General features: G+C 52.0%; 20 protein-coding genes, 1 tRNA gene and 1 pseudogene. 6 read left to right on the top strand and 16 right to left on the bottom strand.

The features are described from left to right. From R6U41_RS12225 to R6U41_RS12200, 6 genes and pseudogenes are all read right to left on the bottom strand, one after another. Positions 1 to 356, bottom strand: a 356-nt coding sequence (locus R6U41_RS12225; protein WP_410270114.1) for an FAD-dependent oxidoreductase, incomplete at its 3' end; no start/stop codon positions are given. A gap of 39 nt (positions 357 to 395) precedes the next feature. Then, complete coding sequence (locus R6U41_RS12220) at positions 396 to 1,697, bottom strand: (Fe-S)-binding protein (protein WP_410270113.1); 1,302 nt, start codon at positions 1,695 to 1,697, stop codon at positions 396 to 398. Between the two features lie 36 nt (positions 1,698 to 1,733). After that, the gene (locus R6U41_RS12215; protein WP_410270112.1) at positions 1,734 to 3,680 is read right to left on the bottom strand and encodes a SelB C-terminal domain-containing protein; all 1,947 of its coding nucleotides are present in this window, start codon (positions 3,678 to 3,680) and stop codon (positions 1,734 to 1,736) included. A 16-nt stretch (positions 3,681 to 3,696) separates the two neighbouring features. Beyond that, positions 3,697 to 3,788 (bottom strand) — tRNA-Sec (locus tag R6U41_RS12210). A 51-nt stretch (positions 3,789 to 3,839) separates the two neighbouring features. Next, positions 3,840 to 4,277, bottom strand: a complete 438-nt coding sequence (locus tag R6U41_RS12205) for a hydrogenase iron-sulfur subunit (protein ID WP_410270111.1) — start codon at positions 4,275 to 4,277, stop codon at positions 3,840 to 3,842. A gap of 28 nt (positions 4,278 to 4,305) precedes the next feature. Then, positions 4,306 to 4,671: pseudogene (locus tag R6U41_RS12200) on the bottom strand (FAD-dependent oxidoreductase); the annotation flags it as partial. A gap of 981 nt (positions 4,672 to 5,652) precedes the next feature. On the opposite strand from R6U41_RS12200, the gene selD reads away from it, so the two are divergent. Further along, on the top strand, positions 5,653 to 6,711 hold the full coding sequence (selD, locus tag R6U41_RS12195) for a selenide, water dikinase SelD (protein ID WP_410270110.1): 1,059 nt from the start codon (positions 5,653 to 5,655) through the stop codon (positions 6,709 to 6,711). Between the two features lie 258 nt (positions 6,712 to 6,969). Here selD and R6U41_RS12190 read toward each other — a convergent pair whose 3' ends face one another. From R6U41_RS12190 to R6U41_RS12160, 7 genes are all read right to left on the bottom strand, one after another. Next, positions 6,970 to 7,716 (bottom strand): energy-coupling factor ABC transporter ATP-binding protein, encoded by a 747-nt coding sequence (locus R6U41_RS12190; RefSeq protein WP_410270109.1) that lies wholly within the window; start codon positions 7,714 to 7,716, stop codon positions 6,970 to 6,972. Beyond that, complete coding sequence (gene cbiQ, locus R6U41_RS12185; RefSeq protein ID WP_410270108.1) at positions 7,695 to 8,456, bottom strand: cobalt ECF transporter T component CbiQ; 762 nt, start codon at positions 8,454 to 8,456, stop codon at positions 7,695 to 7,697. The genes R6U41_RS12190 and cbiQ overlap by 22 nt, the downstream gene beginning before the upstream one ends. 52 nt (positions 8,457 to 8,508) lie before the next feature. Beyond that, positions 8,509 to 9,108 (bottom strand): cobalt transporter CbiM, encoded by a 600-nt coding sequence (gene cbiM, locus R6U41_RS12180; protein ID WP_410270107.1) that lies wholly within the window; start codon positions 9,106 to 9,108, stop codon positions 8,509 to 8,511. 97 nt (positions 9,109 to 9,205) lie between these two features. Beyond that, positions 9,206 to 9,364 (bottom strand): hypothetical protein, encoded by a 159-nt coding sequence (locus tag R6U41_RS12175; RefSeq protein ID WP_410270106.1) that lies wholly within the window; start codon positions 9,362 to 9,364, stop codon positions 9,206 to 9,208. Between the two features lie 30 nt (positions 9,365 to 9,394). Continuing rightward, positions 9,395 to 9,895: a hypothetical protein gene (locus R6U41_RS12170; RefSeq protein ID WP_410270105.1), complete on the bottom strand. Its 501-nt coding sequence runs from the start codon at positions 9,893 to 9,895 to the stop codon at positions 9,395 to 9,397. Then, positions 9,885 to 10,994: a TonB-dependent receptor plug domain-containing protein gene (locus R6U41_RS12165; RefSeq protein WP_410270104.1), complete on the bottom strand. Its 1,110-nt coding sequence runs from the start codon at positions 10,992 to 10,994 to the stop codon at positions 9,885 to 9,887. Before R6U41_RS12165 ends, R6U41_RS12170 begins: the two co-directional genes overlap by 11 nt. 422 nt (positions 10,995 to 11,416) lie before the next feature. Beyond that, a complete protein-coding gene (locus R6U41_RS12160; RefSeq protein WP_410270103.1) occupies positions 11,417 to 13,681 on the bottom strand; it encodes a helix-turn-helix domain-containing protein in 2,265 nt (754 codons plus the stop codon). Positions 13,682 to 14,563: 882 nt separating this feature from the next. Here R6U41_RS12160 and R6U41_RS12155 point away from each other — a divergent pair. After that, the gene (locus R6U41_RS12155; RefSeq protein WP_410270102.1) at positions 14,564 to 14,947 is read left to right on the top strand and encodes a DUF4168 domain-containing protein; all 384 of its coding nucleotides are present in this window, start codon (positions 14,564 to 14,566) and stop codon (positions 14,945 to 14,947) included. Positions 14,948 to 15,130: 183 nt separating this feature from the next. Here the strand turns inward: R6U41_RS12155 and R6U41_RS12150 are convergent, their stop codons facing one another. Beyond that, the gene (locus R6U41_RS12150; protein ID WP_410270101.1) at positions 15,131 to 15,286 is read right to left on the bottom strand and encodes a hypothetical protein; all 156 of its coding nucleotides are present in this window, start codon (positions 15,284 to 15,286) and stop codon (positions 15,131 to 15,133) included. Here R6U41_RS12150 and R6U41_RS12145 point away from each other — a divergent pair. Further along, the gene (locus tag R6U41_RS12145; RefSeq protein ID WP_410270100.1) at positions 15,285 to 15,446 is read left to right on the top strand and encodes a hypothetical protein; all 162 of its coding nucleotides are present in this window, start codon (positions 15,285 to 15,287) and stop codon (positions 15,444 to 15,446) included. The genes R6U41_RS12150 and R6U41_RS12145 overlap by 2 nt on opposite strands. 165 nt (positions 15,447 to 15,611) lie before the next feature. Here R6U41_RS12145 and R6U41_RS12140 read toward each other — a convergent pair whose 3' ends face one another. After that, positions 15,612 to 16,517, bottom strand: a complete 906-nt coding sequence (locus R6U41_RS12140; protein ID WP_410270099.1) for a sirohydrochlorin cobaltochelatase — start codon at positions 16,515 to 16,517, stop codon at positions 15,612 to 15,614. Positions 16,518 to 16,993: 476 nt separating this feature from the next. Between R6U41_RS12140 and ptsP the strand changes: the two genes are divergently transcribed. The 3 genes from ptsP (at position 16,994) to R6U41_RS12125 (ending at position 21,041) form a co-directional block, all read left to right on the top strand. Then, positions 16,994 to 18,628 carry a phosphoenolpyruvate--protein phosphotransferase gene (ptsP, locus tag R6U41_RS12135; protein WP_410270098.1) on the top strand — a complete coding sequence of 545 codons (1,635 nt, stop codon included), beginning with the start codon at positions 16,994 to 16,996 and terminating at the stop codon, positions 18,626 to 18,628. A gap of 48 nt (positions 18,629 to 18,676) precedes the next feature. Further along, the gene (locus tag R6U41_RS12130; protein ID WP_410270097.1) at positions 18,677 to 20,404 is read left to right on the top strand and encodes a cation:proton antiporter; all 1,728 of its coding nucleotides are present in this window, start codon (positions 18,677 to 18,679) and stop codon (positions 20,402 to 20,404) included. A gap of 280 nt (positions 20,405 to 20,684) precedes the next feature. After that, positions 20,685 to 21,041, top strand: coding sequence for a hypothetical protein (locus tag R6U41_RS12125; RefSeq protein WP_410270096.1), 357 nt, complete (start codon positions 20,685 to 20,687; stop codon positions 21,039 to 21,041). Between the two features lie 186 nt (positions 21,042 to 21,227). Here the strand turns inward: R6U41_RS12125 and R6U41_RS12120 are convergent, their stop codons facing one another. Continuing rightward, positions 21,228 to 22,505 (bottom strand): double-cubane-cluster-containing anaerobic reductase, encoded by a 1,278-nt coding sequence (locus R6U41_RS12120; RefSeq protein WP_410270095.1) that lies wholly within the window; start codon positions 22,503 to 22,505, stop codon positions 21,228 to 21,230. Positions 22,506 to 22,707 lie beyond the last annotated feature (202 nt).

Raw genomic sequence — 22,707 nt, 5'->3', positions numbered from 1 at the left:
CCGCATGCTATGCATTTGTCCATGTCCACATAGCGCGGATGCTGAGTTATGCTTACTTCAAAATCGCCTTCTTCGCCAGATATGGAATTTACCTCTGAGAGGGTCAGAAGCTCTATGTTTATGTGCCGGCCCACCTCGACCAGTTTGGGCGAAAGAATACACATTGAACAGTCATTTGTGGGAAAAGTCTTATCCAGCCGGGCCATAACCCCGCCTATTGCCGGCTTTTCCTCCACAAGGTATACCCGGAAACCTGAATCAGCCATATCCAGAGAAGCCTGGATTCCCGCTATTCCTCCCCCAATGACCATTACAGCTCCGACGGGCTGGTCCTGATGAGTCACAAGAGCCTCCATTGCATTCGTTTTTACACGTTATTGACAACGCTTCCGGCATCAGGCTCCCGGCAGATTGACATCCTGCAGATCCTCTCCCAGGTAGGTGCGTTCATTTTCTCCCAGAACGCCCAGGGACAAGGCGAGCAAGGTCCAGAGATGAATGGTATGGTATCCGCACTGGTAATGCTCTGCGAGTTTATGGATCTGGTCATGGCAGTTATGACAGGGGGTTACACAATAATGTGCGCCGGTTGCCAGAATCTGGTCTTTTTTGAGCTCCCCATATTTCAGGCGCGCCTCGTTATACCCGGACTGCAGGTAACCGCCGCCCCCGCCGCAGCAATAGTTATTGGAACGATTCGGGACCATATCAATGAAATTTTCTTCACCCACACAGGCTTTGACAACAAATCGCAAATCTTCGGCCAGGGGATCACCAAAGCTTTTTCTGACCTGCTGGCAGGGATCCTGCACTGTAAACTTGATTTTCAGATCCCGGTTCCACTCAGAGTTTGGATTTAGCCTGCCTTCCCGAATCCATCGGGCATAATGGGGCACAATGGGTTCGATCTGAAGAGGCGTGTCAATATTGAATTTTTTCTGCCCCATCCACACTGAATAAGTGGAATGGCCGCATTCGGTGTTGAGATACACCTTGCAGCCCAGATCCATTGCAGACTCTATGGTGTTTCGGGTAACTTTTTCCCAGCTCTGGTCATCTGCCAGAAACATGCAGTAATTTTCTCCGCCCCAGCCCCGTTTGCTGTATGTCCAGTCAACACCGGCAATGTGGAGGATTTTCCATAAAGGAACCATTTCCTCTGGCTCAATTCCGGGTTCCCTGGAATTCTGGCTCAGGAAAAAATGCGCCCCTTTTTTGTCCACAGGCGCCTGCAGGTCTTTCCATGCCGGCTGGGTTTCCCGGACTTCCCCGAGGATGTCTTCGATCACCCATTCAAAATCATCCTCTGAAATGCCCATGGCACTGCCGCTGGAATTGCGAAGGGCCATGTCGCAGGACCCCAGGATACCCTTTGGTCTCTGGTCCCGGGGCCATAGATTGCGGGCTTCATATACCATGGCCCCGATATTGATCCCCATTGGACAGGCATGAGTACAGCGCATGCACATGGAGCACATCCATACCCACGGGTGGCCGGCGATCTGATCATCAAGGCCCAGAACCGCCAGGCGCAAAAATTTACGCGGATCCATTCCTTCAAGGCCGGTGGCCGGACATCCTGATGCACATGCGCCGCAGGTCAGACAAAGATCCAGGCGGTCGCCGCCGGGCACCATGTCACGAATACGATCCAGGAATCGCTCTTTTTTTTCTTTTTCCAGAACAAAGGGTTCCATTTAAAATCTCCTTAAAGCATTTTGGCCATAATCAATTTATTTCTGCTGCTGAAATTCAGGCAAACCGGCATCAGGGCCCAGGACCCTGAAATTTTCCAGCCGCTTTGTCATGCCTGTTTCGTCAAGGTATTCCAGCACCGCCACGGCCTGGGAACGGCCGTAGCCGAAGACATCGTGACAATCACGGATTGAAAATTTTCCCTGCTCTTTGATAAACGACACCATCCGTTCCCGAATCTGCCTGACAGCATCCGGAGTGATAAACTTTCCTCCTTCAAGTGGAATCAATTTATTTTGCGAAACCAAAAACCGCAGGATTTTTTCCACCCTTGCTTTTTCATACTGATCATGGTGAGTTTTGTTGAAATGGCCGGCTGTAAAAGGTTTTAATCCGCACTCATTGGCAAACTCCATGACGCTTGAAGCCAGGTTTTTATAATCAGCGGACAACCTTACAGAATGGGCGGGAACCTGATAATAACCTTTAAACAGGCAAAGATGCCCCTGAGCGCACAGCCGGGCCATCACATGATGTAAAACCTCCGATTCCGCCAAAATTCCCAGCCGGTCAGCCACCTCTCTGATATGAAACCGTGGTTGTATAGATTTTTGACCGACTGACGGTTTTTTAAAAAGAGCCCTTACCTCTCGCAGCAGTTTTTCATATTGCTGCCTTTTAACCACGCCGTCACCCACCCGGATCAGTTTGTCTTTTCCAAGCCCGCGCCTGATTTCATCCTCAAACACGGATTCCGGGAACAAGGACCGATCAGCCAGGTCTGCGGGGGAAAACGGTGTATTCGGATAACGGTCAAGGACTGCACCAAGGTATCCGGAGCTGTCATTTTCCTGAAGGGCCTTCAGGCATGCGATCTGGCTGGAAGCTTTGGCTTTGCGGAATTTTTCATCACTTGGCGCAAGCACCCGCCCGCCTCCGACCAGCCTGTTGTCATTTAAAAAAGACACTGCAAATCTGTCTCCCGGCATGCATGAAACAGGCCGGTTGAGACGAAACTGGACCAGACATTTCCTGCCGGGCTCCAGAAAATCAGTATCCATAAAAACCAGCATGGCGCTTACAACGGCAGTTCCGATAAAAAGCCTCATGCGGATTCGACTGTTTACAGGCCGGCCGGCGTTTTCCCACAGCCCCGTTTCCGCGTTAATAAACCGGCAAACACTTCCGGTTTCCGGAGACGTGAGCACCATTCCCTTTTTTACCGACTGAAAGGCGATTTTATGCAGATTGATTCCAACCCGCTGACCCGCTGCGGCCGAACCTGTTCTTATGCCATGGGTTTCCATAAACCGGACCCGGCTTTGCCGGCCTTCGGGTTCTATCTTCACCGTTTCATTTACCCGGATACTGCCCTGAAGAATGGTTCCGGTCACTATTGTTCCAAAACCGGCTGACTGCTTGACCTGATCGATCCAGAGACGAAAGGGAAGGTCAGCTTGTCGGGGCGGCACTTTTTTAGCACCTGATTCTATGGTTTCAAGAAGGTGCCCCCATTTGTCCGGCCGGGCTGTTGAAAACCGGCAAACCGGAGCATCCGCAAAAAATGTGTTTTCCGTTAAATCGTTGATTTCCATTTCAGCCAGCGAGCAGATCTCTTCGTCGGCCAGATCGGTTTTGGTCAGTACAACCACTCCTGCATGAATGCCCAGACATTGAACAATCTGAAGATGCTCCCGGGTTTGATGCATGACCCCTTCATCTGCGGCCACAGCAATTATTGCCATATCCACCGGATACAGCCCGCGGACCATGTTTTTGAGATATGACGGATTTGCCGGCACATCCACGAAGGCCGCCTGAACTCCGGACGCAAACTGCAAAGGGGCAATCAGACATTGAGAGGATTGATTTTTTTCTTTTCCTTCTCTGACTTTATCTGATTTCATGCCTGTCAGAGATTGCACCAGTGCAGTTTTCCCGTGACCTGCATGACCGGCAACCCCGATGGTAAAATACCTGTTCATTGTGTTTTCCAGCCAGTGGAAGGGGCAAGGGGAATCGAACCTCCTCTTCGTTTTTCAGACGAAGCCGGCGGTTTTGAAGACCGCGGGGTGCCCAGCACCATTGCCCCTGTATTTGAGCTTCTGCCCCAAAAGGGATTTGCCGCAAAAAAGACGGCTCTTTTAAAACAAAACAGCTGCGGGCGCCTCCTTGATCATCCGATTGGCCGGCCCCAGTTTTTTCACAGAATCAACGACAAACTCAGCAACCTCCACGAACTTGGTGGACTCGGCCGAAGAGATCCAGGAAAAGTGCAGACGGCCGGGCTCAATTCCCATGTGCTCCAGAAGATTTTTAAGAAGTGCAAATTTGCGCCTGGCGTAATAATTGCCCTCTATATAATGGCAGTCGCCGGGGTGGCATCCGGACACCCAGACCCCGTCCACACCGCTGCGGAATGCCGCAAGAATGAACTTCGGACTGACCCGGCCGCTGCAGGGAAGGCGGATCACCCGGATACCCGTGGGATACTGCATACGGCTGACACCTGCCAGATCAGCTGCGCCGTAGGTACACCAGTTGCAAAAAAAGGCCGCTATTTTTGGTTCCCATTTGGACATAAGAAATCCTTTCTTAAAGTTGATGTTGCTGCACAGGACAAGCTTCAATACAGTTTCCGCAGCCGGTGCACAGTTGAGCATCCACGCTCCGGGCCCGTTTCCGCACCCTTACGGTAAAACATCCGGCCCCGCCGGAAACAGACTCCAGTTCAGAAAGGGTCAAAAGCTCTATATTTCTGTGCCTGCCGGCTTCCACAAGCTGGGGAGACAAAATGCACATGGAACAATCATTTGTGGGAAAGGTTTTGTCCAGCTGAGACATGGCACCGCCTATGGCGGGCTTATTTTCCACCAGATAGACTTTATATCCTGAATTGGCCAGATCCAGAGCGCTTTGAACACCGCAGACGCCCCCTCCGACAATCATTACACTGCCAACTGATCGGTCAGGCATTTTCCCTCCTCACTCAGGTTTATTTGATTTTGCCAAAATCCACACAGCCGCTTTCCGGACCCATCGGCGACCTTGCCTGTACACAAGGGCCGGAAGGCAGGGCCAGGGGCAGAAAAGTCTGCGCAACATCAGGCTGCAGACAAACTTCAATGGCGCGCTCGGTTTAGGACGGAGTTAATCCGGGTAATAAAGCAGGGGGGTCAATACCGGGTAAAAGAAAAAGTGATCAGAAATCAGCTGTTACCGGTTTTCCGGCTGACACCCCATGGCTGCCCGCACCGGGCAGCATCGCTGCTGAAGTGTCATGTGCCGTGCAAAAACCAGTAGCCCATATCTATTGCTCTCTGAAATGCGTCCGGACAGCCGCTTTCCTTTAATCAAGAAACCGCCGCCCTCAGACAGTTATTATTGATGGCACCGTAAAAAGTTCAATATCTGCGTTACGCGCAATTTCTCAGAATTTCACGTACAGATAAGTACGCTGCATTCTTCCAAATTGCGCAAGCCTTGATCTTGAACTTTTTACGGCACCATCTGAAATCAGACTTTTTACGGTGTCATCAATTCCTATAAAAACACAAAAAAGATGTCAATTTGATAATATCGATATATTATTGGAAAATTATTTAGATTATCTATAATTAACTATAACAAGCTTTGAATCGATGTTTTAAATGAATACTTAAAATGTTATTGAAATAATCCATTTTACATCCAAACCCATTGCCGGCTACGATTTTCCTGAAATATTTTATTTTACAATCATGCCGCTGCCGTTTTATTGTTTTTAATGATCTTAATGCTGACGCGCTCGTAAAAAGTCGATTTTCAGATGGCGCCGTAAAAAGTTCAAGATCAAGGCTTGCGCGATTTCGAAGAATGCAGCGTACTTATCAGTACGTGAAATTCTGAGAAATCGCGCGTAACGCAGATATTGGACTTTTACGGTGCCATCAATGCTGAAACTCTGCGGGAATGCCAATGGCTGACAACGCAACTCCCAAATATCTGCTGACCGAAAAAACCCGGGCTTCGGGCTGAGCGGGCAAGCTGGGTCCGGAGTTGCTGGACCGGGTGGTGCAACAATTGCCCGTCAAAACCGATCCGCGCCTTCTGGTGGGCATGGAGACCTCGGATGACGCAGGCGTCTATCAGTTAAGCCATGATACGGCCCTGATCCAGACCCTGGATTTTTTCACGCCCATTATTGACTCGGCCTATGATTTCGGCCGGATTGCCGCAGCCAATGCATTGAGCGACGTTTACGCCATGGGCGGCCGGCCCCTGACGGTCATGAACATCGTGTGTTTTCCATCCGATGACCTGCCTGAAAGCGTGCTAAAAGACACCCTGGCCGGGGGCCTGGAAGTGATCCATGAATCCGGCGCCGTGCTCGTGGGCGGCCATTCCGTGGATGATCCGGAATTCAAGTATGGATTGTCCGTAACCGGTGTGGTGCACCCGGATGCGGTGTGGAAAAACAGCGGGGCGGCTGTTGGTGACAAGATCATCCTGACCAAACCCATTGGAACCGGAATTCTGGCCACGGCTGTCAAGGGAAAACTGGCAGACGATAAAACAATCAGTGAACTCATTGCCATCACCACCCGGTTAAACAAAACCGCAGCGCTGGCCGCAGAAGAATTTTATCCGCGGGCGTGCACCGATGTAACCGGATTTGGCCTTGCCGGACACCTGCTGGAAATGGCCCGGGCCTCGAAAAAAGAAATTTCCCTGTCCGTGTCAGCGGTCCCGGTAATCGCGTCAGCCGTTGAATTCGGGCGCATGGGGCTGTTTCCGGCCGGGGCCTATGCCAACAAGAAATTTTTCGAGCCCAGTGTCGGCTTTGCCCCGGATCTGGATCCCGTTTTAACCGATCTTCTCTTTGACCCCCAGACCTCGGGGGGGCTGCTTTTCTCTCTGCCCGAACCACCCGCATCAGAGCTGATACGGATTTTGCGGCAACAAAACATTGATGCGGCCGTCATCGGTGAGGTCACAGGACAAGCCGCGTGCGGAGCCCTTAAGATAATTCCCTGACCAATCAAGGCGGGACCAGCGCCGGCCGGGCACTACCGGAAGCGCTGCCGGAAAAACCGCCATCTGCTCCAAAAGTTCCGAAATGACCTTAACCTGCGGAAGCGTTTCGGCCATGACATCATGGACAGAGACCACTGCCGCAGATACAGGGTGAAAGGTGGATTTACATGTCCATTCCAGGATGTCTGGGCGCCCGTCAAACTGAATTCTGCAAAAGCTCAGCTGCCCGGAAAGCTTTGCCCCTCCCCTGAAAGTGTATCAGGGGCCGGATGATCCATCGTGCTGATGGGGAACATCTCCGGCTGCATGGATGTGGTAATGCGGATGGAGGCGGGCCGCATCGCCGGCGAAAAAAATTTGGCCCTGCTCCATTTTATAGATATTTTTTGTGGTCCGGGCCAGAAAATCGTATTCATGGGACGCAATAAGCAGGGTTTTGTCAAGGGAGTTGAGTATATTCATAATCCGCTCCCGGGTAACGTCGTCAAGGCCTGTGGTGGGCTCATCCATTAAAAGGACTTCCGGATCCATGGCAAGCACGGTGGCCAGGGCCACCAGTTTTTTCTCCCCCCCGGAGAGCCGGTAGGCGATTCGGTCTTCAAAGCCGGAGAGATGCAGGTCTTGAAGGGTTTTCTGCGCGATGTCTTTTGCCTCCCCGACACTGGCACCCAGGTTTAGAGGGCCAAAGGCCACGTCTTCCAGGACTGTGGGGGAAAACAGCTGGTCATCGGCATTTTGAAATACCAGATTGATTTTTTTGCGCGCCTGGCGGAAATCTTTCTCGGTTTCCATTTCCTGTCCCATAAGCCCAATGCGGCCTGATGTCCTGGGGACAAGGCCCATAATCAGGTGGAAAAGCGAGGTTTTTCCGCTGCCGTTGGGGCCGATCAATCCGGTCCGTGCGCCTTTTGGCAGTTTAAAACACAGATCCGAAAAAATATTTCGGCCGTCGGGGTAGCTCAGAAAAATATTTTCCAGTTCGATCACCAAATCACCGGAGCCCATTCCAGCACCCCCAATCCAATCAAGCCGGTTGCCATGACCAGCATCCATACAAGATCCCCTTGTTTTATTGCAAAATTATACAGACAGAGAAATTTTCCGTTAAACCCCCGGCAGATCATGGCCTGATGAACCCGCTCTCCGCGGGCTGCGGCCCTGACAAAAAGCATGCCCAAAAGATAGGCATATGTTTTATAGGTGTGCAAATCCGTCCTGGGGGTAAAACTGCGAATACGCGCCGCCCGGAGCAGCTGATGGTATTCGCTTTCAATAACGAAAATATAACGATAGGTGATCAGCAGTAGATGAACCAATTTTTCGGGTATATGCAGCCGGTCAAGGGCCTGGCCCAATACGGCCACCGGCATGGTGGCCACCATGGCAATCAGCGCCAGAACAATGGCGTTGGATTTGATGGTAATCAGTGCGCTAAGCCCGATCCCTTCCCGGGATATGACCAGGGGCCCCATGGAAAAAACCGGTGTCCCCTCATATGACCAGGGCAGCACCAGCCAGATAAAAAGGACCAGGCCGTTGACGATAAAAAGCCGTGTGAGCACCGGACGAAGGGGCAGCCGGGCAAGGACGGGAAGGGCAAGGGCCATCAGCAGGGCAAGGCAGACTGTCGGAAAACGATCGGATACAGCTGTCACCACGCTGAACAAAACGGCAAACATCACCCGAATCCGCGGGTCCAGAAGATGGACCGGGCTGCTGCCAAAAGCAAAAATTTCGCTGATCATAGGCGCTTAAAATCTTGTTTCATTTTTTAGGGGGTTTCGCTGCGCACCCAGTTTAGTCCAAGTTTAACATGGATGGCTGCACTTTTTTTAAAAACGCCACGCAAAACATGGTGACAATGCCTTCAATGATCATCACAAAAACATGGGCGCCAACCAGTGCCGCAGATACTTCCCGAAACGCCTCGCCCGTGAGCACCAGGGCGGCTGCTGCAATCAGTGCGGACAAAAACACCGCTGCAGCGCCGCAGGCAAATGCAGCGGCCATAACAAGGGTATGACTTTTTGACAAAAATGGTTTGAAAAGGTAATGGCACAAAACCGCCGGGGCGGCCATGATGATCGTGTTTACGCCAAGCGACGTGATTCCCCCGAACTGAAATAAAACCGCCTGCAGCAAAAGTGCCACCGCAATGACCGGAACAGCAGCCCAGCCCAGCAGCAATCCAACAATGCCGTTTAAGACCATGTGAACACTTGCCGGCCCGAGGGGCACGTGCACCAGGGAAGCCACGAAAAATGCCGCAGAAAGCAGGCCCGCCTGGGGAATTTTTTCCGGTGAAAGTTTTCTTAAGCCCGCAGCAGTTGCTGCCACGGCTATAACTGCGCCCCCGGTGAGCACCGGAGCCGATAAAATACCTTCAGATATATGCATTGCCCTAAGATTTCCTTTGCCTGCCACAAATGTCTGTCCAGTGCAAAAAACCCCGCCGCCACTGCGCCCGCAACGCATCCGGGCGGCGGGCGCTTTTTCAATGGTTATTTTCCGGCAATGGGGCCGGCGACAAAAAGCCCCAGCCATTCACGTAGAGCTTACCCTTTTCTTTTTCTGCCGCTGCAGCACCCATTGCCAGAAGCAGGATCATCAGGCCCGCCATGGCAATGCTGCAGAGGATCTTTTTGTTTCGCATGAGCAAATTTCCCACGTTATGATAAAGGATTTATTTTCTCCGGGCTTTTGACAGATAAAACGCCAGAAACATATTTGCAATCAGGCTTATTCCCAGAATAATGGCCCACAGGCGCGTGATCCGGTCATGGGAATGATCCTGCACATGGTCTCCGGAATCATTGCCTGTGGCAGCCAGGTCTGCATGGGTGTCGTTGCCCCCTTTAACATCAACAGAGACTTTTTCCTGATGCCCGGTGCCGTCATTGGCCTGGACATGCCAACTGCCCGGTTGATCGGGGTAAAAGACAAATCTGCCGTTTCTGTCTGTCCGCCCGTTCTGATACTCAACTTCATCGTTTTCAGGAGAAAAAACAAGAACTTCCGCATAGCGGAGGGGCTCATTGTCCGAATAGACAAATTCCACGGCAATGGCCGATTCCGGGTTCAATATTCGGTGGTCTGTGCCGTGGGCGGCTGCCGGGCAGGGCCCGAGCGCAAACAAAAACAAAAGGCTCAAAATTGAAAAAACCGGCCATATCTTAGATCTCATGGTTTGCCTCAAATGTCAGAAAAGTGGTGAAAATTTCATAATCCTTTTGATCGTCGCCTTTAACGTCGATCCGATGTCTGGCATACAAAAGCACCTTGTCAGTGTCAGGCATGGTCAGCCTGGCCGTTCCGGCGGCATCGGTTGTGGCTTTATCCCCGTTTTGCGTGTATAAGGATAAGCCTGAAAGCGGTTTTTCATCAAATAACACTTTAAAGGCAATTTCATCACCGGGTTTTGCCCGCATGGGGTCTTTAAGGGGAAGGATCTCAAATCGCAAACCTGCGGACTTTTTTGCCGCATCAGATGGCGAAAAAAGTGATTTGGCATAGTGGGTCGAGAAAAAAGCCGACAGCACAGCCAAGCCCTCTTCTTCGGCCTGCTTTCTGCCCATAAGCCGCTTGCCTTTTGTCGTATTGACAATATTTGTTCTGTCGCCCGGCATATACGTTGCTTTTCCAAAGCCTTTGAGGGAATCACGATGTCTTTTGGTTGTATACGCCTCGATTCCTTCGGGATCCACCATGTAGAATCCGTCGCTTTGCTCATAATCTGCCGAAACCAGAAAACCTGCATCGGATATGGTCTGGGAATGAAACGCGGAAGCGCCATAGGTTTTGCCGGAACCGGCTGTTGCCTTAACACTGCTCTGCCTTTTTTTGGCGGGATTCTTGGTGATAATATTGATGACCCCGCCCAGTCCTTCCGAACCATAAGCAGCCGATGTGGGCCCGCGCACGATTTCAATCCGCTCGATGGCTTCCCGGGGAATCAGTCCCCAGGCCACCCAGGCAATGGTATTGTTGAAATTGTCGTTTAAGGGCACCCCGTCGATCATCATCAGCATACGGTTGCGGCCGGTGCCGCGCATGCTCAGATGACTGATCCGGCCGCCGGTCTGCCAGCCGTAATGGCTTGTATTGTAAATGCCTGCGGAAAATCTTAAAATGTCTTCCACCCGCTCAAACGGAGAGGCCATGATTTCTTTTTCCGAAATCACCGTTACGCTCTGGGGGGCATCAACCACAGCGATTTCCGACCGTGTGGCCGACACCACCACTTCATCCAGGCGCTGAGACCTGCTGCCTTCTTCAGTGGCCAAAACATCTGCCGGCAATATCAGAATTGCCAAAAATAAAACTGCCCGTAATTTTTTCATGCCCTTTTTCCTTTCATTTTTTCAAACCGTGTTTTTTGGCCGGCATCAAAAATTCTTTGAGGATCTTTCGGGCATAAAAAAGGCCACGAAAGACAATTTTTCCGTGTCACGGAAAAACCCTGACCTTCGTGGCCGCAATTGGGATCCGGCTTTTTGTTGAAATGCGGTGAACTGCCGTGTTCACAGCGTTTTTTAAAATCTACAGCAACAAAGGGCTTCAGCCCCGTAATTGTTCAAAATTTTATAGCAACCCGGCAGCAGGGTTGTCAATTGATTTACTGATCCAGGCAGATACACAGCCGGTCTTTTTACAGGCGCATCAACATGGTGAAGGAGAATATTGTGATTGAACCATCCCGCCGGAATCAATTTCCGCCGGAGTCCGCATTGGTCCGGAGCCGGAAACAGGCCATGGCAAACTGGAGGGCGGGATAGTCGTATCTGCCGGAGAAAAATTCATGCACGGGTTTGAGATAAGGGGTTTCCAGCTGCCTGATGGCGGACAGGATTTCATTGAGATCTTCCTTGGCCACCAGGTCGGTGGCCGCAATTTCGCCCTGCTCGATCCAGTAGGCCAGGTGACCCTGGATGGTGCGGGGGTTTAACGAGCGTTCTTGGGCGATTTCCTCGATGGTTTTTCCCTGGTTGAAAAGCTGCAGACTTGCAGTTTTGGTGCCGGTTTTTTTCGTGGAGATTTTTTTTCCTTTTTCTTTTCTGGCTGCAGCCGCCTTGGATCCCGGGCCGGCCTCTGTTTTTTCCGGGCCGGTCCCGGGCAGATCGGCTCTTGTGAGCTCCTTTCCGCCGCCAAAGGTATCGATTAAGGCGGCTGCTTTTTCAATTTTCTGCATCTGGCCAGAAAATAGCTGATCCACGGTCTCGATTTCCGTGATATATTTTTTCAGCCCGGTTTTTTGGGCCTTGAGTTCGGCCAGGTGGCCGCGGATGCGGTCGCAGAACCCGGTGAAAACCGGCTCAAAATATCCTTTGGCAGCCTCCACCCGCTGACTGAGATAATCCAGGCCGCCATCGGCACCATCGTCTGCCAGTATCCGGTCCAGCTGTCTTAAAAACTTGCCGCCCACCTCCCGGACCGGCCCCAGATCCGCCTGCAGCGACCGGGCCCAGTCCAGGTGCGCCTGTTTTTTGGAATGGGCTGCATCCTTGGTGTAGGTGCGCACATGAAAATCCATTTCCCGCACCAGGCCGGAAAAATCAAAGGCATCTCTGACGGTGCGGGCCAGATAATCCAGGCACGCCGGGTGCAGGTATTGCTCCAGGTCTTCGGGTTCTTTTTTCTGCCGGACAAATGCATCCAGGGCCGGGTCCCGGTCCATTTCCCGGAACCGGAAAGGGCTGGTCAGCACAAGGCCCTCCAGGGAGGTGAGCCGGGATAAGGCCACGTAGACCTGGCCGGCGGCAAAGGCCCCGTCCACGTCAATGACCGCCCGGTCAAAGGTCAGGCCCTGGCTTTTGTGAATGGTAATGGCCCAGGCCAGCTTCAGGGGAAAGTGGACAAATGTGCCCACGGTTTTTTCGGCAATTTCATTTGTTTCCTTGTTCAGGGCATAGCGCTTGTTCTCCCAGGTATGCGGCTCCACCCATACCGCTGGGCTCTGGCCGGCAAAGCCCACCTTGATGCCGCTTGCGTCCAGTTCTTCAACCGTGCCGATCCGGCCGTTAAAAAACCGCTGCTCTCCTGTGGGATCATTTTTGATAAACATGACCTGGGCGCCTTTTTTCAGCGCCAGCACCGGTTCGACCGGATAGGTGCGGGTATCGAATGTGCCCTTGACCCGGGCGCTGTATTCAAACGGTTTTCCGGGCAGCTTTTCCAGCTCGGCCTGGTTGATCCGGTCTGCCTTGCGGTTGTGGGTGGTCAGAAACACGTAGCCTTCATCGGCTTCAGGCGCAAATCCGGGCCGGCAGCAGCGGTTGAGGCATTCGATGTCGCCATCCGTTAGCCGGCCGTCGCGCAGGTGGTTTAAAACGGAAATAAAGGTCTCGTCGCTTTGCCGGTAAATATGGGAAAGCTCGATATAAACGGGATTGCTTTGCTGCAGGGCCCGGGCTCCGAAAAAAAACGGGGTTGCATAAAATTCGTTTAACACCTGCCATTCGTTTTTTTTGACCACCGGCGGCAGCTGCTGCAGATCGCCGATAAAAAGGACCTGCACCCCGCCAAAGACCTCGTCGCGCCGCCTTCGGACCATCCGCAGCACCGCGTCAATGGCGTCGAGCAGATCGGCGCGCAGCATGCTGACCTCGTCGATGATCAGCAGTTCGAGTTTCCTGAGCATGTTGCGCTTGGTGGTGTGCATTTTGAGATTTTGGCGCAAAGACTGGGGCGTGTTGAGCTCAAAGTCCGGAGCGGCATCCCCGGGCGGCCGGTCCGTGGGTATAAACGCGCCAAAGGGCAGCTGGAACAGGGAATGGAGGGTCACGCCTTCGGCGTTGATGGCGGCAATGCCCGTGGGCGCGGCCACAATGGTGTTTTTGTGGGTGCGTTTGCGGATGTCATGCAAAAACGTGGTCTTGCCCGTGCCGGCCCGGCCGGTCAAAAAAACATGGCAGCCGGTGCCGTTGATGTATTTTGAGGCCAGGTGCGCGGCCTTGTCTTTCCATTCAACCATTGAAGCGCCCCCTGAAAAAATCAAAAAAAATCGACCGATTTCTGCCACCATACAAAAACCTGCGCTTCATGACAACACGCTTATGCCCCCGGGTCCTGCCATATTTCTGGACAGCAAGTCCGGAAGGAGAGCGACCCGCGGGGCATGGGCGGTTTTTTTTGCTCCGGATCTTTTTTACACATTGCGCCAATGCTTCCGGCCTGGCCGGCAAGGCCCTGTTTTGCCATAACAATTCCAAAAAAAAGCGGATTCCCCCGGAACCGGATTCGCGGGGGTGATCCGCCTGTTATATTTTAGCGACTTTCTTTTTTGTCGCTTTTTAATCTGAATAGCATGTATTGTGCCAAAATATAAACGCAGGGCATGTGTGAAGATAACCTTTTGATATTTATCAAAGGTTCAAAGTGACAGGGACAGGGTTTCGGAATATGCCCGGGGATCTTCTGTGACTGACAAGTTGACACATGTTTTGTTGTGTTACAGAAAAAAAGGTGAACATTTCCCCCACGCACTGGTTGTGTGTTTTTTCTGAGGCTAATCCTGCTTGTTGCTCCAGGGCCCTCCTGTTTGGTTGCACACAATAACAGCACACAAAACCGGCACCTGTCAATCAACCTTTAACTTTGATGGCACCGTAAAAAGTCTGATTTCAGATGGTGCCGTAAAAAGTTCAAGATCAAGGCTTGCGAAATTTCGAAGAATGCAGCGTACTTATCCGTACGTGAAATTCTGAGAAATTGCGCGTAACGCAGATATTGGACTTTTTACGGCACCATCAACTTTGGTGATGGCATAAAGCTTGCTTTTATGTTTTTAACAATCCGGAAACGATTTTTTCCATGTACGGATTGCATTTTAACAAACAAGCAAAGGAGGTACAGCATGAAAGGCTTTAAATCTATGGCAATTCTGGTTCTTTTTACAGCCATGACGCTCACTGTGGGCTATGGCCCGGCCTTTGCCGGCAGCAGCCCTGATGATGTCTACGAAAACGAAATTGACAAAAACACGGAAATGTCCGCCGAAGACATAAAAGGCCAAGACATTGAAGCTTTTGTTGCGGCGGCCAACGAAGTCTCGGAAATCCGTGCGGATTACGCCGAAAAAATCCGCGATGCCGAAAATTCCGATTACGAGGATTTGAGAAAAGAGGCTGTGGAAAAGATGGTCGAAGCCATTGAGGATCAGGACCTTGATGAAAAAACCTACCGCGGCATTGCCTATCATGTAAAAGAAGACAAAGACTTGCTTTCCAAAATCAATTAAAAATGACACCTGATCTTTACACCAGGATTGGAAACAATGCGCCGGCCAGGGCAGAGCCTGCCTCTGGCCGGCGTCCCGTCTGAACGGACCCTGTTCATGGCGGCCAAAGCAACCTCTGAAACCGGTTGCGCGGTGCCGACCGTGGGCGGGCTTGTCCGGCCTTCAGATCCGCACGCCTCCGGGTCAAAAAGAAAACTTTATTGAAGTCATCACGTTGCGGCCCGATTCCGGTATATAGTCCCGGTCGTCTTTTCGCAAATGGGATCGGTAGTATTTGTCCAGATGGTTTTCCACTCGCAAGGTCAGGCCCAGGTCCCGCACCGGTCCACAGGAAGACATGCGCAACCCGGCGCCTATGAACCTGATTGTAATGCACATTCACATCACCCGTAAAACAGTTAAACCCGGTCTTGATCCCTGCATCGGCATTGTAGGAGTCTTCCGGGTCCAGAGATGGATTGCCGATGATCACCTGACTGCCCCCGCCCGGGTGGAGTGAAGAATCTGTTTCCTCCCGCGCAAACTCGACCCCGCCCACCAGCTGATGTCTTGTCCCCAGGCTTGTGCTCATCTCCAATGAGCAGTGCGCATCTGCCGGGCCATGGCTTCCATGTTTGCATAATCCCTCCTGAAAAAATTATCCCCAGACCAATAGGAAAACGGCCTAATTCAATCCCTCCATGGCTTTTTCCAGCCGGTTGAGCCAGATTTGGACGATTTTGTCGTATTCACCGGTTCCCTTCAGCACCATTTCGGTCTCGATGCCTGCCCGGGAAAGCCTTTTTGTCCAGGGATCTTTGTGATGGTGATGGTGGTCGTGGCCGTGATCATGCCCGTTATCGTGATCATGCGCGTTTCCGCTTTCATGGTCTCTGATGCCTGCGATATCCCTTACGGCATGGGTACCTGCCACGGACATGAACGGAGCGACATATGCCTTGTCAATTTTCTTTTCAAGGATCTCCTCCCTGACATCTTCAAATCGGGGGGAGCCGCCCAGGCATCCCAGCGTGGCAACAAAAACATTTTCATCCTTTTGTTGGAGCTCGTAGGCCAGGGCCGGGTAAAAGGCATTGGACGGATGATACGTTTCATGGCCCACCCAGATGACGGCTTCATCGGATTTTCTTCCTTCAGGCAGGCTTTTGAGCAGCACATCCCGGACGCGCTTCATTTCCCCGGGCGTTGCCAGAAGCGGAGAGCCCAGGCGTACACGTTTGAAAACGCCGTCCATGCTGTCGAAACCCTCGACCACTGATCTGAGCCTGTGAAATTCCGCTCCGGCAATGGTATCCACGTGGGTAAATCCTTCATCAGCCATGCGGGCAAGGGCCATGGGTACGGAGTCATGGTGCTGACCCTTTTTGTCCAGGGCTTTGCGAACAACTCCGGAAGTGTATGCCCGACGAACATGGGTATCTGGAAACGCCTGCTTTGTCATTTGCTCGATGTTTTCAAACGCCGATTCCGCTTCCGGATGCGTGGAACCGAAAGCCGCCAGCAAAATGCCTTTTTTAACCCTGCACAAAAAAAGGCGGATCACCCTGAAACCGGATTCGTTGTGGGTCACCCGCCTGTTTATGTTTTAGCGACCTTCTGCTCTGTCGCTTTCTAACCTAAAACTATCATGTATTGTGCCAAAATATAGCAGCAGGGCATCTATAAGCAGAATCCACCGATATTTAAAATCTTTTCAACGTAACCGGAATAAGGCTTCGGAACATTTCCGGCGCCGTTCCTGTGACAGACAAGCTGACACATGTGTTGCCCTATCACAAAAAAAGCACAGGCTTGGCCGGCAGACAATGGTTATATTCTGCTTCTGACACAACTAATCCATTTTGCTTCAGATCTTTCCTGTTTTGTTGAGCCCGGGAACAACACGCAAGTCCGGCATCTTGTAAATCAATCTTTATCTTTGCCGATGGAATAAAGCTTGCATTCGTCTTGCTAAATATTGCGAAACGGCGCCGGCCAGAGGCAGGCTCTGCTCTGGCCGGCGCCTGTATATCTGAATTGCATATACTTGATAAGGTAAGTTCAAAAATGCGCGATGAAGAACCAAACCAGAAATTTTTCGGCAAGACCATTTCCCCCGGCCTGGGTCAGGGGAGGACTTTTGTTTATCAAAGGAATTTGTGGCGTTTAAATGAAATCCAGGATATAAAAATATCTGAGACTGAAGCCGAGGTGAGACGTTTTGAACTCGCTGTTGCCGAAGTCCTTCGGGATCTGGAAAATGTTGCCGGGCAGGTAGCCGAAGAAATTGATAAAGATCTTTCGAATATTTTCCATGCGCATATGGCGATGGTCAGCGATAAGGGCCTGAAGGAAGAGATAAAGAAAAAAATCAGGCAAGAACAGCTCAGCGCCGGCAGTGCTGTCAGCATTGTATTCGGCCGCTGGGAACGGCGTTTCAGCGCAATGGAGGCAGAAATTGCCAGAGAAAAAGCAGACGACATTCATGATCTGGCCCAGCGGCTTGTTTTAGCTCTCGCCGGTGTCGGGGCTCACGAACTTAAGGAAAATCTGCCTCATGGCGCCGTGCTGGTAACCGACCGTTTGATGCCCTCGGATACGATATTTCTAACCGGCCGCAAGGCATCGGCCGTGGTTCTTGAAGTCGGCGGAAAAGCTTCCCACGCCGCTTTATTTGCACGCGAAATGGGTCTTCCATGCGTTTCAGGCATTCAGGACGCAACAAATAAAGTTCCATCCGGAAAGCCGGCGCTGGTGGATGCAGATGAAGGCATGGTCATTATCAATCCGAAAAAAAAGGAAAAAATTTTTTTCCGGCAAAAACAGGAACAAAGGCATCAGATCAGATCCAAAGCCTTGTCGAATTCTCACAAACCGGCAATTACCAGAAGCGGAAAACCCGTATCCGTTTTTGCCAATGTGGGGCAGAAAGAAGATGTAAGGGAAGCCATAAAAAACGGGGCTGACGGCATAGGGCTATACCGGCTTGAAAACATATACATGGCTCGTCAGGGACTGCCGGATTCTGACCGCCTTTTTAAAGAAATCCGGGAAACACTTTTTGACGCCGGGCAATTGCCGATATTTGTCCGACTGCTGGATATCGGTGCTGACAAGCCGTTTCCGTTTAAAAAAAAGCAGCGGGAGTCCAACCCTTCCCTGGGCCGGCGCGGCATCCGCTTTCTTCTGGAATATCCGGAACTGCTGCTGACTCAGATGGAGGTGTTTCTTCAATTGAACCGGATTTTTGACATCCATGTGCTGGTGCCCATGGTCACACTGCCTTCTGATATGCAAAAGGTAAAAGATTATCTGCAAAAGGCGGCATCACAGACAAAGGCCGGCCCCATGCCAAAGATAGGTGCCATGATTGAAACACCGGCAGCAGCCCTGTCTGCTTCTGAGATAAGCAAGCATTCGGATTTCTTGAGTTTTGGCACCAACGATCTGACCCAGTACACCTTTGCCGCCGACAGGGAAAACGGAGCGGTTGAGGCCTATTTTGATGATACCCATGATGTCCTTTTCCGGCTGCTTGACATCGCCTGCCGTGATGCACCCCGGATGCCCCTGTCGATTTGCGGAGAACTGGCCGGCCGGGAGGAAACCCTCCCAAAAATACTCAATTGCGGCATTACAACCGTCAGCGTTGTTCCGACATCCATTCCAGAGGTTAAGGAAGCTGTTCGCCAATGCGATTGAAAACCCCCCCGGTTTTCAGCCTAAAAAGATTCTGAGCGAAAAAACCATATGGAGACCCTCAACCCCCATCAAATCATGGTGCTGTTTTTCTCCCTGGGAATCCTTTTGGGCACGGCGCGCATTCTGGGAGAAATCGCCCAGCGGCTCCATCAGCCGTCGATTCTGGGAGAACTCATTGCCGGTGTTATCCTCGGGCCCACGATTCTGGGCAACATCGCTCCCGGGGCAAGTGAGTTTCTTTTTCCGCTGCAGGGCCCCAACGCCATTGCACTGGAGACCATCGCCACTTTGGCCATCGGGCTGTTTTTGCTGGTCGCAGGAATGGAAGTGGATCTGTCTACAGTCTGGAAACAGGGGAAAACCGGTTTTACGGTCGGTCTGGCCAGTATTGCCGTCCCGTTTTTTATTGTACTGACCGCGGCGTTGATCATTCCCGAGGCCCTGGGCCGCCACGCGGATGCTGACGCCATGATATTTGCCCTGTTTCTGGCCATTGCCATGTCCATTTCAGCCCTGCCCATTATCGCCAAAACCCTCATAGACATGGATCTTTACCGCAGCGATCTGGGCATGGTGGTCATCAGCGCGGCCATTTTCAACGATATTGTCGGCTGGATCATTTTTGCCATAATACTGGGGCTTATGGGCGAAGCGTCAGGAAACCACACGCCTGTCATGCTCACCATTATCCTGACGCTGGTTTTTATTGCGGCGATGCTGACGGTTGGCCGCTGGCTGATTCACAGGATACTGCCGTTTATCCAGGCCTATACCCGGTGGCCGGCCGGTGAACTCAGTTTTGCCCTGGTCCTGGGTCTTCTGGGTGCCGCTTTCACCGAATGGATCGGCATCCATGCAATTCTGGGCGCCTTTATCATGGGTGTGGCCATCGGTGATTCCTCCCACCTGCGCGAACGCAGCCGGGTAATTATCGGTGATTTTATTTCATTTATTTTCGCCCCTGTTTTTTTTGCAAGCATCGGCCTGAAGGTCAATTTTGCAGCCCACTTCGATCTTCGGCTGGTTTTGGCGATACTGGTGGTTACCTTTGTGGGCAAACTGGCTGGCGGCACAACCGGGGCCTGGTGGGGAAAAATGTCGTTCCGGGAATCCTGGGTTGTGGGCTTTGCCATGGTTTCAGTGGGTGCAATGGGCATCATTGTCGGCATCATCGCCCTGGAAGCCGGTGTTATTCGCGAACAGCTGTTTGTGGCCCTGGTTATAATGGCCATTGTCACATCAATGCTAAGCGGCCCGGGCATGCGCCTGATCCTTCGTCCGGAGAAAAAATTACGCCTGCTCGATCTTTTATCCCCGAAACTTTTTCTGCCGGAGCTCAGGTCTGCCTCCCGCCGGGAAGTAATCTATGAAATGGCCGATGCAGCCGGAAATGTCGCCGGTTTGGATCCACAGGCACTGGGGGATGCTGTCTGGGAAAGAGAAAATGTGATGAGCACCGGTATCGGCAAAGGCGTTGCGCTTCCCCACGCACGGATTGAGAAGTTGAAAAAATCCATGGTCGTGATGGGCATATCGCGTCTCGGCATTGACTTTGATGCGCCTGACGGCAAAATTGCCCATGTCATTTTTCTTGTCCTCACGCCCGTTGATGCCCCTGATGAGCAGCTTGCCATCACATCTGAACTAAGCCGGCTGTTCCGGGACCCGGCCATGCTTGACAATATTGTCCAGACACGTTCCTATACAGATTTCATCGCCTTATTGCACGCCCCGACCCCGTTGGAAACCAACAATGTCGCAAACAAAAAGTCCTGAATCACCCTGAAAACCCGGAAAAAAGCCGCAGCAAATTTCAGGTGTTTCCTTGTTCAAAGTATAGCGCCTGTTTTCCCAGGTACGCGGTTCCACCCAAACCGAGGGGTTCTGTCCGGCAAATCCCGCCTTGATGCCGCTTGCGTCCAGTTCTTCAACGATACCGATCCGGTCGTTGAAAAACCGCTGCTCTCCTGTCTCTTGACGCGCCCGGTTCAAGCTCCTATTTTAGATTTGATTGCAGGTTGAAAGACCGGACAAGCAAAAAAAGAAATAAAATGCAATGAACCTTGACTTTTTAATAGCAGCCGTGGCAATGGCCGGGCTTCTGATCGGGCTTCACCTTATGGAAAAGCGCAGGAATGCAACCCGGAAGCCCACTGAACAGGAAATGCTTTTTTTTCTGGCCAGGGCAACTGAAACCTCTGAATTCGAGCAGTTCAGGCGCGCTGCCGAAGCCTGGGACATATCCGGACACAAAGTTGAATCCGATTTTAACCGCTACCTTTTCAGTTTAGCCCTGCCCTATTATGTCCGGGACTACCTGAGAAAGGCCGGGGAATCTGATCCGGCCCTCATGGGCTTGGCATCTAGCTGTTTCACCGGTACACTGCTGCCAAAAAGAAGCTGTGACCGGTGAGTGAAGCCAAAACCATAAATGCGGAAATGGCAGACATTGTCGGTTTTTACTGGCTTTGCCCGTCAGGCATATACGACAAACTCTTCAAAGTCGGTCAGAATACTTAAGGGCAGCCTGGGGCTCCAGCCGCAGCGCCCCAACTGATAGGCCGGATGAAGGTCCTTGTAAATATTGACACAGGGCATCTTATCTCAACTGCTCGATAAATGCCTCGATGCGGGTTTTGAGCTGGCCGGCGTCCTGCATGCTGTAGTCGGTTTCTATGCGCAGGGCCGGAAGGCCTTGGTTCTTCAGGGTATTTTCCACAGGCAAGGATTCCATGAGATAGGGCTGGCAGGACTGAAGGCTGTAGTGGATCACAGCATCGGCTTTGTAATCGGCGGCCATCTGCCGGATATGATCCAGCCGGTCGGCGTTGGGGGTAAAAATGGCGCAGTCGATTTGAAAATACCGGTCCACGACGGCTTCCATCATTTCCTCCAGGGCCTCGCCCGTATCATCGGTCAGGTTGCGGGTGCCGCGCTCGCCCACGCAGGATTCCTCCCCCACGATCACCGCGCCGGAAGTCTCCACAATATGGTGCAGCTTCCAGTTGGGCACGGCCTGGGGACAGCCCGAGACCAGGATCCGCGGTGTTTTTTCCGGAAACACCCCCTTTTTTTCCGCAATCCGGCTTTCCAGTTCATCGCAGATCTTGTGCACGGATTCGGTAAACCGGGCCGGGTTGTCGTAAAACGAGACCTGATTGGCCAGCAGGGCATCCAGGCCTGATATGGGGGCGGGATCGGCATGCCGCAGGGTATAAAGGCGATGCAGGGCCGCGCGCTTGGCATTGACGGTTTCAATTCCATATTTCAGGGATTGGGCCGTGATCGGTTTTCCGGTGAGATGTTCCATGGCCTGCCGGAACCGGTCAAATTCAGCGGCCAAAAGCGCCTTTCCGGCATCTGACTTGACCTGGGGCAGATCCATGACATAGAGGTTTTCCAACAGGTTTGCAAAGGTTTCATAGGCCTTTTTCTTGCCGTCGCAGGTGTTTTCGCCAACAATCATATCCGCGCATTCCAGGTAGGGGCACACCTTTCCCAGCTTAAACCCGAAAGACGATTTGATCAGCGCGCAGGTATTTCTGGGAAGCCAGTTTTCCACTTCCTCAAGGGCAAAATCCGCACCCGAGCACAGGCCCACCAGGGTGGCGTCCGCAGCCAGCACGATTTCCTCGGGCACAAACACACAGTATGAGCCCACGATTTTCCGGCCCTGGTCCTTTTCATCCAGAAGCTCCCGGATGCGCAGGCCATGGACCTCGCTCATGACAAAATCAAAATATCCCATGGTTTGGGGCCGGTTTTCCTGGGCCAGGTAAATATCGCCGTAGCCCTGGTTTAAAACATTTAGCAGCGCGTCGTGCGCGTCCAGATCCAAACCCAGCTCTTTCCACATGGGGCGGTAATCGTTGCTCATATCTACCTCCCTTATGAACCTTTTTAACTTTTGGTTTCCGCCAATTGCCTGCTTAAAACCTGCTTGATGAGAGCTCATGCCTTAGCATAGATATTTTCATGGATTCAAATTGTTAATTTCTATGATACAAACGTCTGTTATGGAAACTTTCGATACAACGGCCTCTTTCCCGGCGGCAGAAAGACCGGGCATCGACAGGCAG

It is taken from the genome of Desulfosalsimonas sp. (assembly GCF_046483245.1).
In the GTDB taxonomy this organism is placed as follows: domain Bacteria; phylum Desulfobacterota; class Desulfobacteria; order Desulfobacterales; family Desulfosalsimonadaceae; genus Desulfosalsimonas.
The sequence above is the reverse complement of the archived record's forward strand: the minus strand, read 5'-3'. Positions and strand labels throughout refer to the sequence as shown.

What these genes read in the sequence shown, in the direction of transcription:
- R6U41_RS12220 (WP_410270113.1), bottom strand. Translation starts at nt 1,697, where the DNA reads ATGGAACCCTTTGTTCTGGAAAAAGAAAAAAAAGAGCGATTCCTGGAT.
- R6U41_RS12215 (WP_410270112.1), bottom strand. Translation starts at nt 3,680, where the DNA reads ATGAACAGGTATTTTACCATCGGGGTTGCCGGTCATGCAGGTCACGGG.
- R6U41_RS12205 (WP_410270111.1), bottom strand. Translation starts at nt 4,277, where the DNA reads ATGTCCAAATGGGAACCAAAAATAGCGGCCTTTTTTTGCAACTGGTGT.
- R6U41_RS12190 (WP_410270109.1), bottom strand. Translation starts at nt 7,716, where the DNA reads ATGGGCTCCGGTGATTTGGTGATCGAACTGGAAAATATTTTTCTGAGC.
- cbiQ (WP_410270108.1), bottom strand. Translation starts at nt 8,456, where the DNA reads ATGATCAGCGAAATTTTTGCTTTTGGCAGCAGCCCGGTCCATCTTCTG.
- cbiM (WP_410270107.1), bottom strand. Translation starts at nt 9,108, where the DNA reads ATGCATATATCTGAAGGTATTTTATCGGCTCCGGTGCTCACCGGGGGC.
- R6U41_RS12175 (WP_410270106.1), bottom strand. Translation starts at nt 9,364, where the DNA reads ATGCGAAACAAAAAGATCCTCTGCAGCATTGCCATGGCGGGCCTGATG.
- R6U41_RS12170 (WP_410270105.1), bottom strand. Translation starts at nt 9,895, where the DNA reads ATGAGATCTAAGATATGGCCGGTTTTTTCAATTTTGAGCCTTTTGTTT.
- R6U41_RS12160 (WP_410270103.1), bottom strand. Translation starts at nt 13,681, where the DNA reads ATGGTTGAATGGAAAGACAAGGCCGCGCACCTGGCCTCAAAATACATC.
- R6U41_RS12155 (WP_410270102.1), top strand. Translation starts at nt 14,564, where the DNA reads ATGAAAGGCTTTAAATCTATGGCAATTCTGGTTCTTTTTACAGCCATG.
- R6U41_RS12145 (WP_410270100.1), top strand. Translation starts at nt 15,285, where the DNA reads ATGCGCAACCCGGCGCCTATGAACCTGATTGTAATGCACATTCACATC.
- R6U41_RS12150 (WP_410270101.1), bottom strand. Translation starts at nt 15,286, where the DNA reads ATGTCTTCCTGTGGACCGGTGCGGGACCTGGGCCTGACCTTGCGAGTG.
- ptsP (WP_410270098.1), top strand. Translation starts at nt 16,994, where the DNA reads ATGCGCGATGAAGAACCAAACCAGAAATTTTTCGGCAAGACCATTTCC.
- R6U41_RS12130 (WP_410270097.1), top strand. Translation starts at nt 18,677, where the DNA reads ATGGAGACCCTCAACCCCCATCAAATCATGGTGCTGTTTTTCTCCCTG.
- R6U41_RS12125 (WP_410270096.1), top strand. Translation starts at nt 20,685, where the DNA reads ATGAACCTTGACTTTTTAATAGCAGCCGTGGCAATGGCCGGGCTTCTG.
- R6U41_RS12120 (WP_410270095.1), bottom strand. Translation starts at nt 22,505, where the DNA reads ATGAGCAACGATTACCGCCCCATGTGGAAAGAGCTGGGTTTGGATCTG.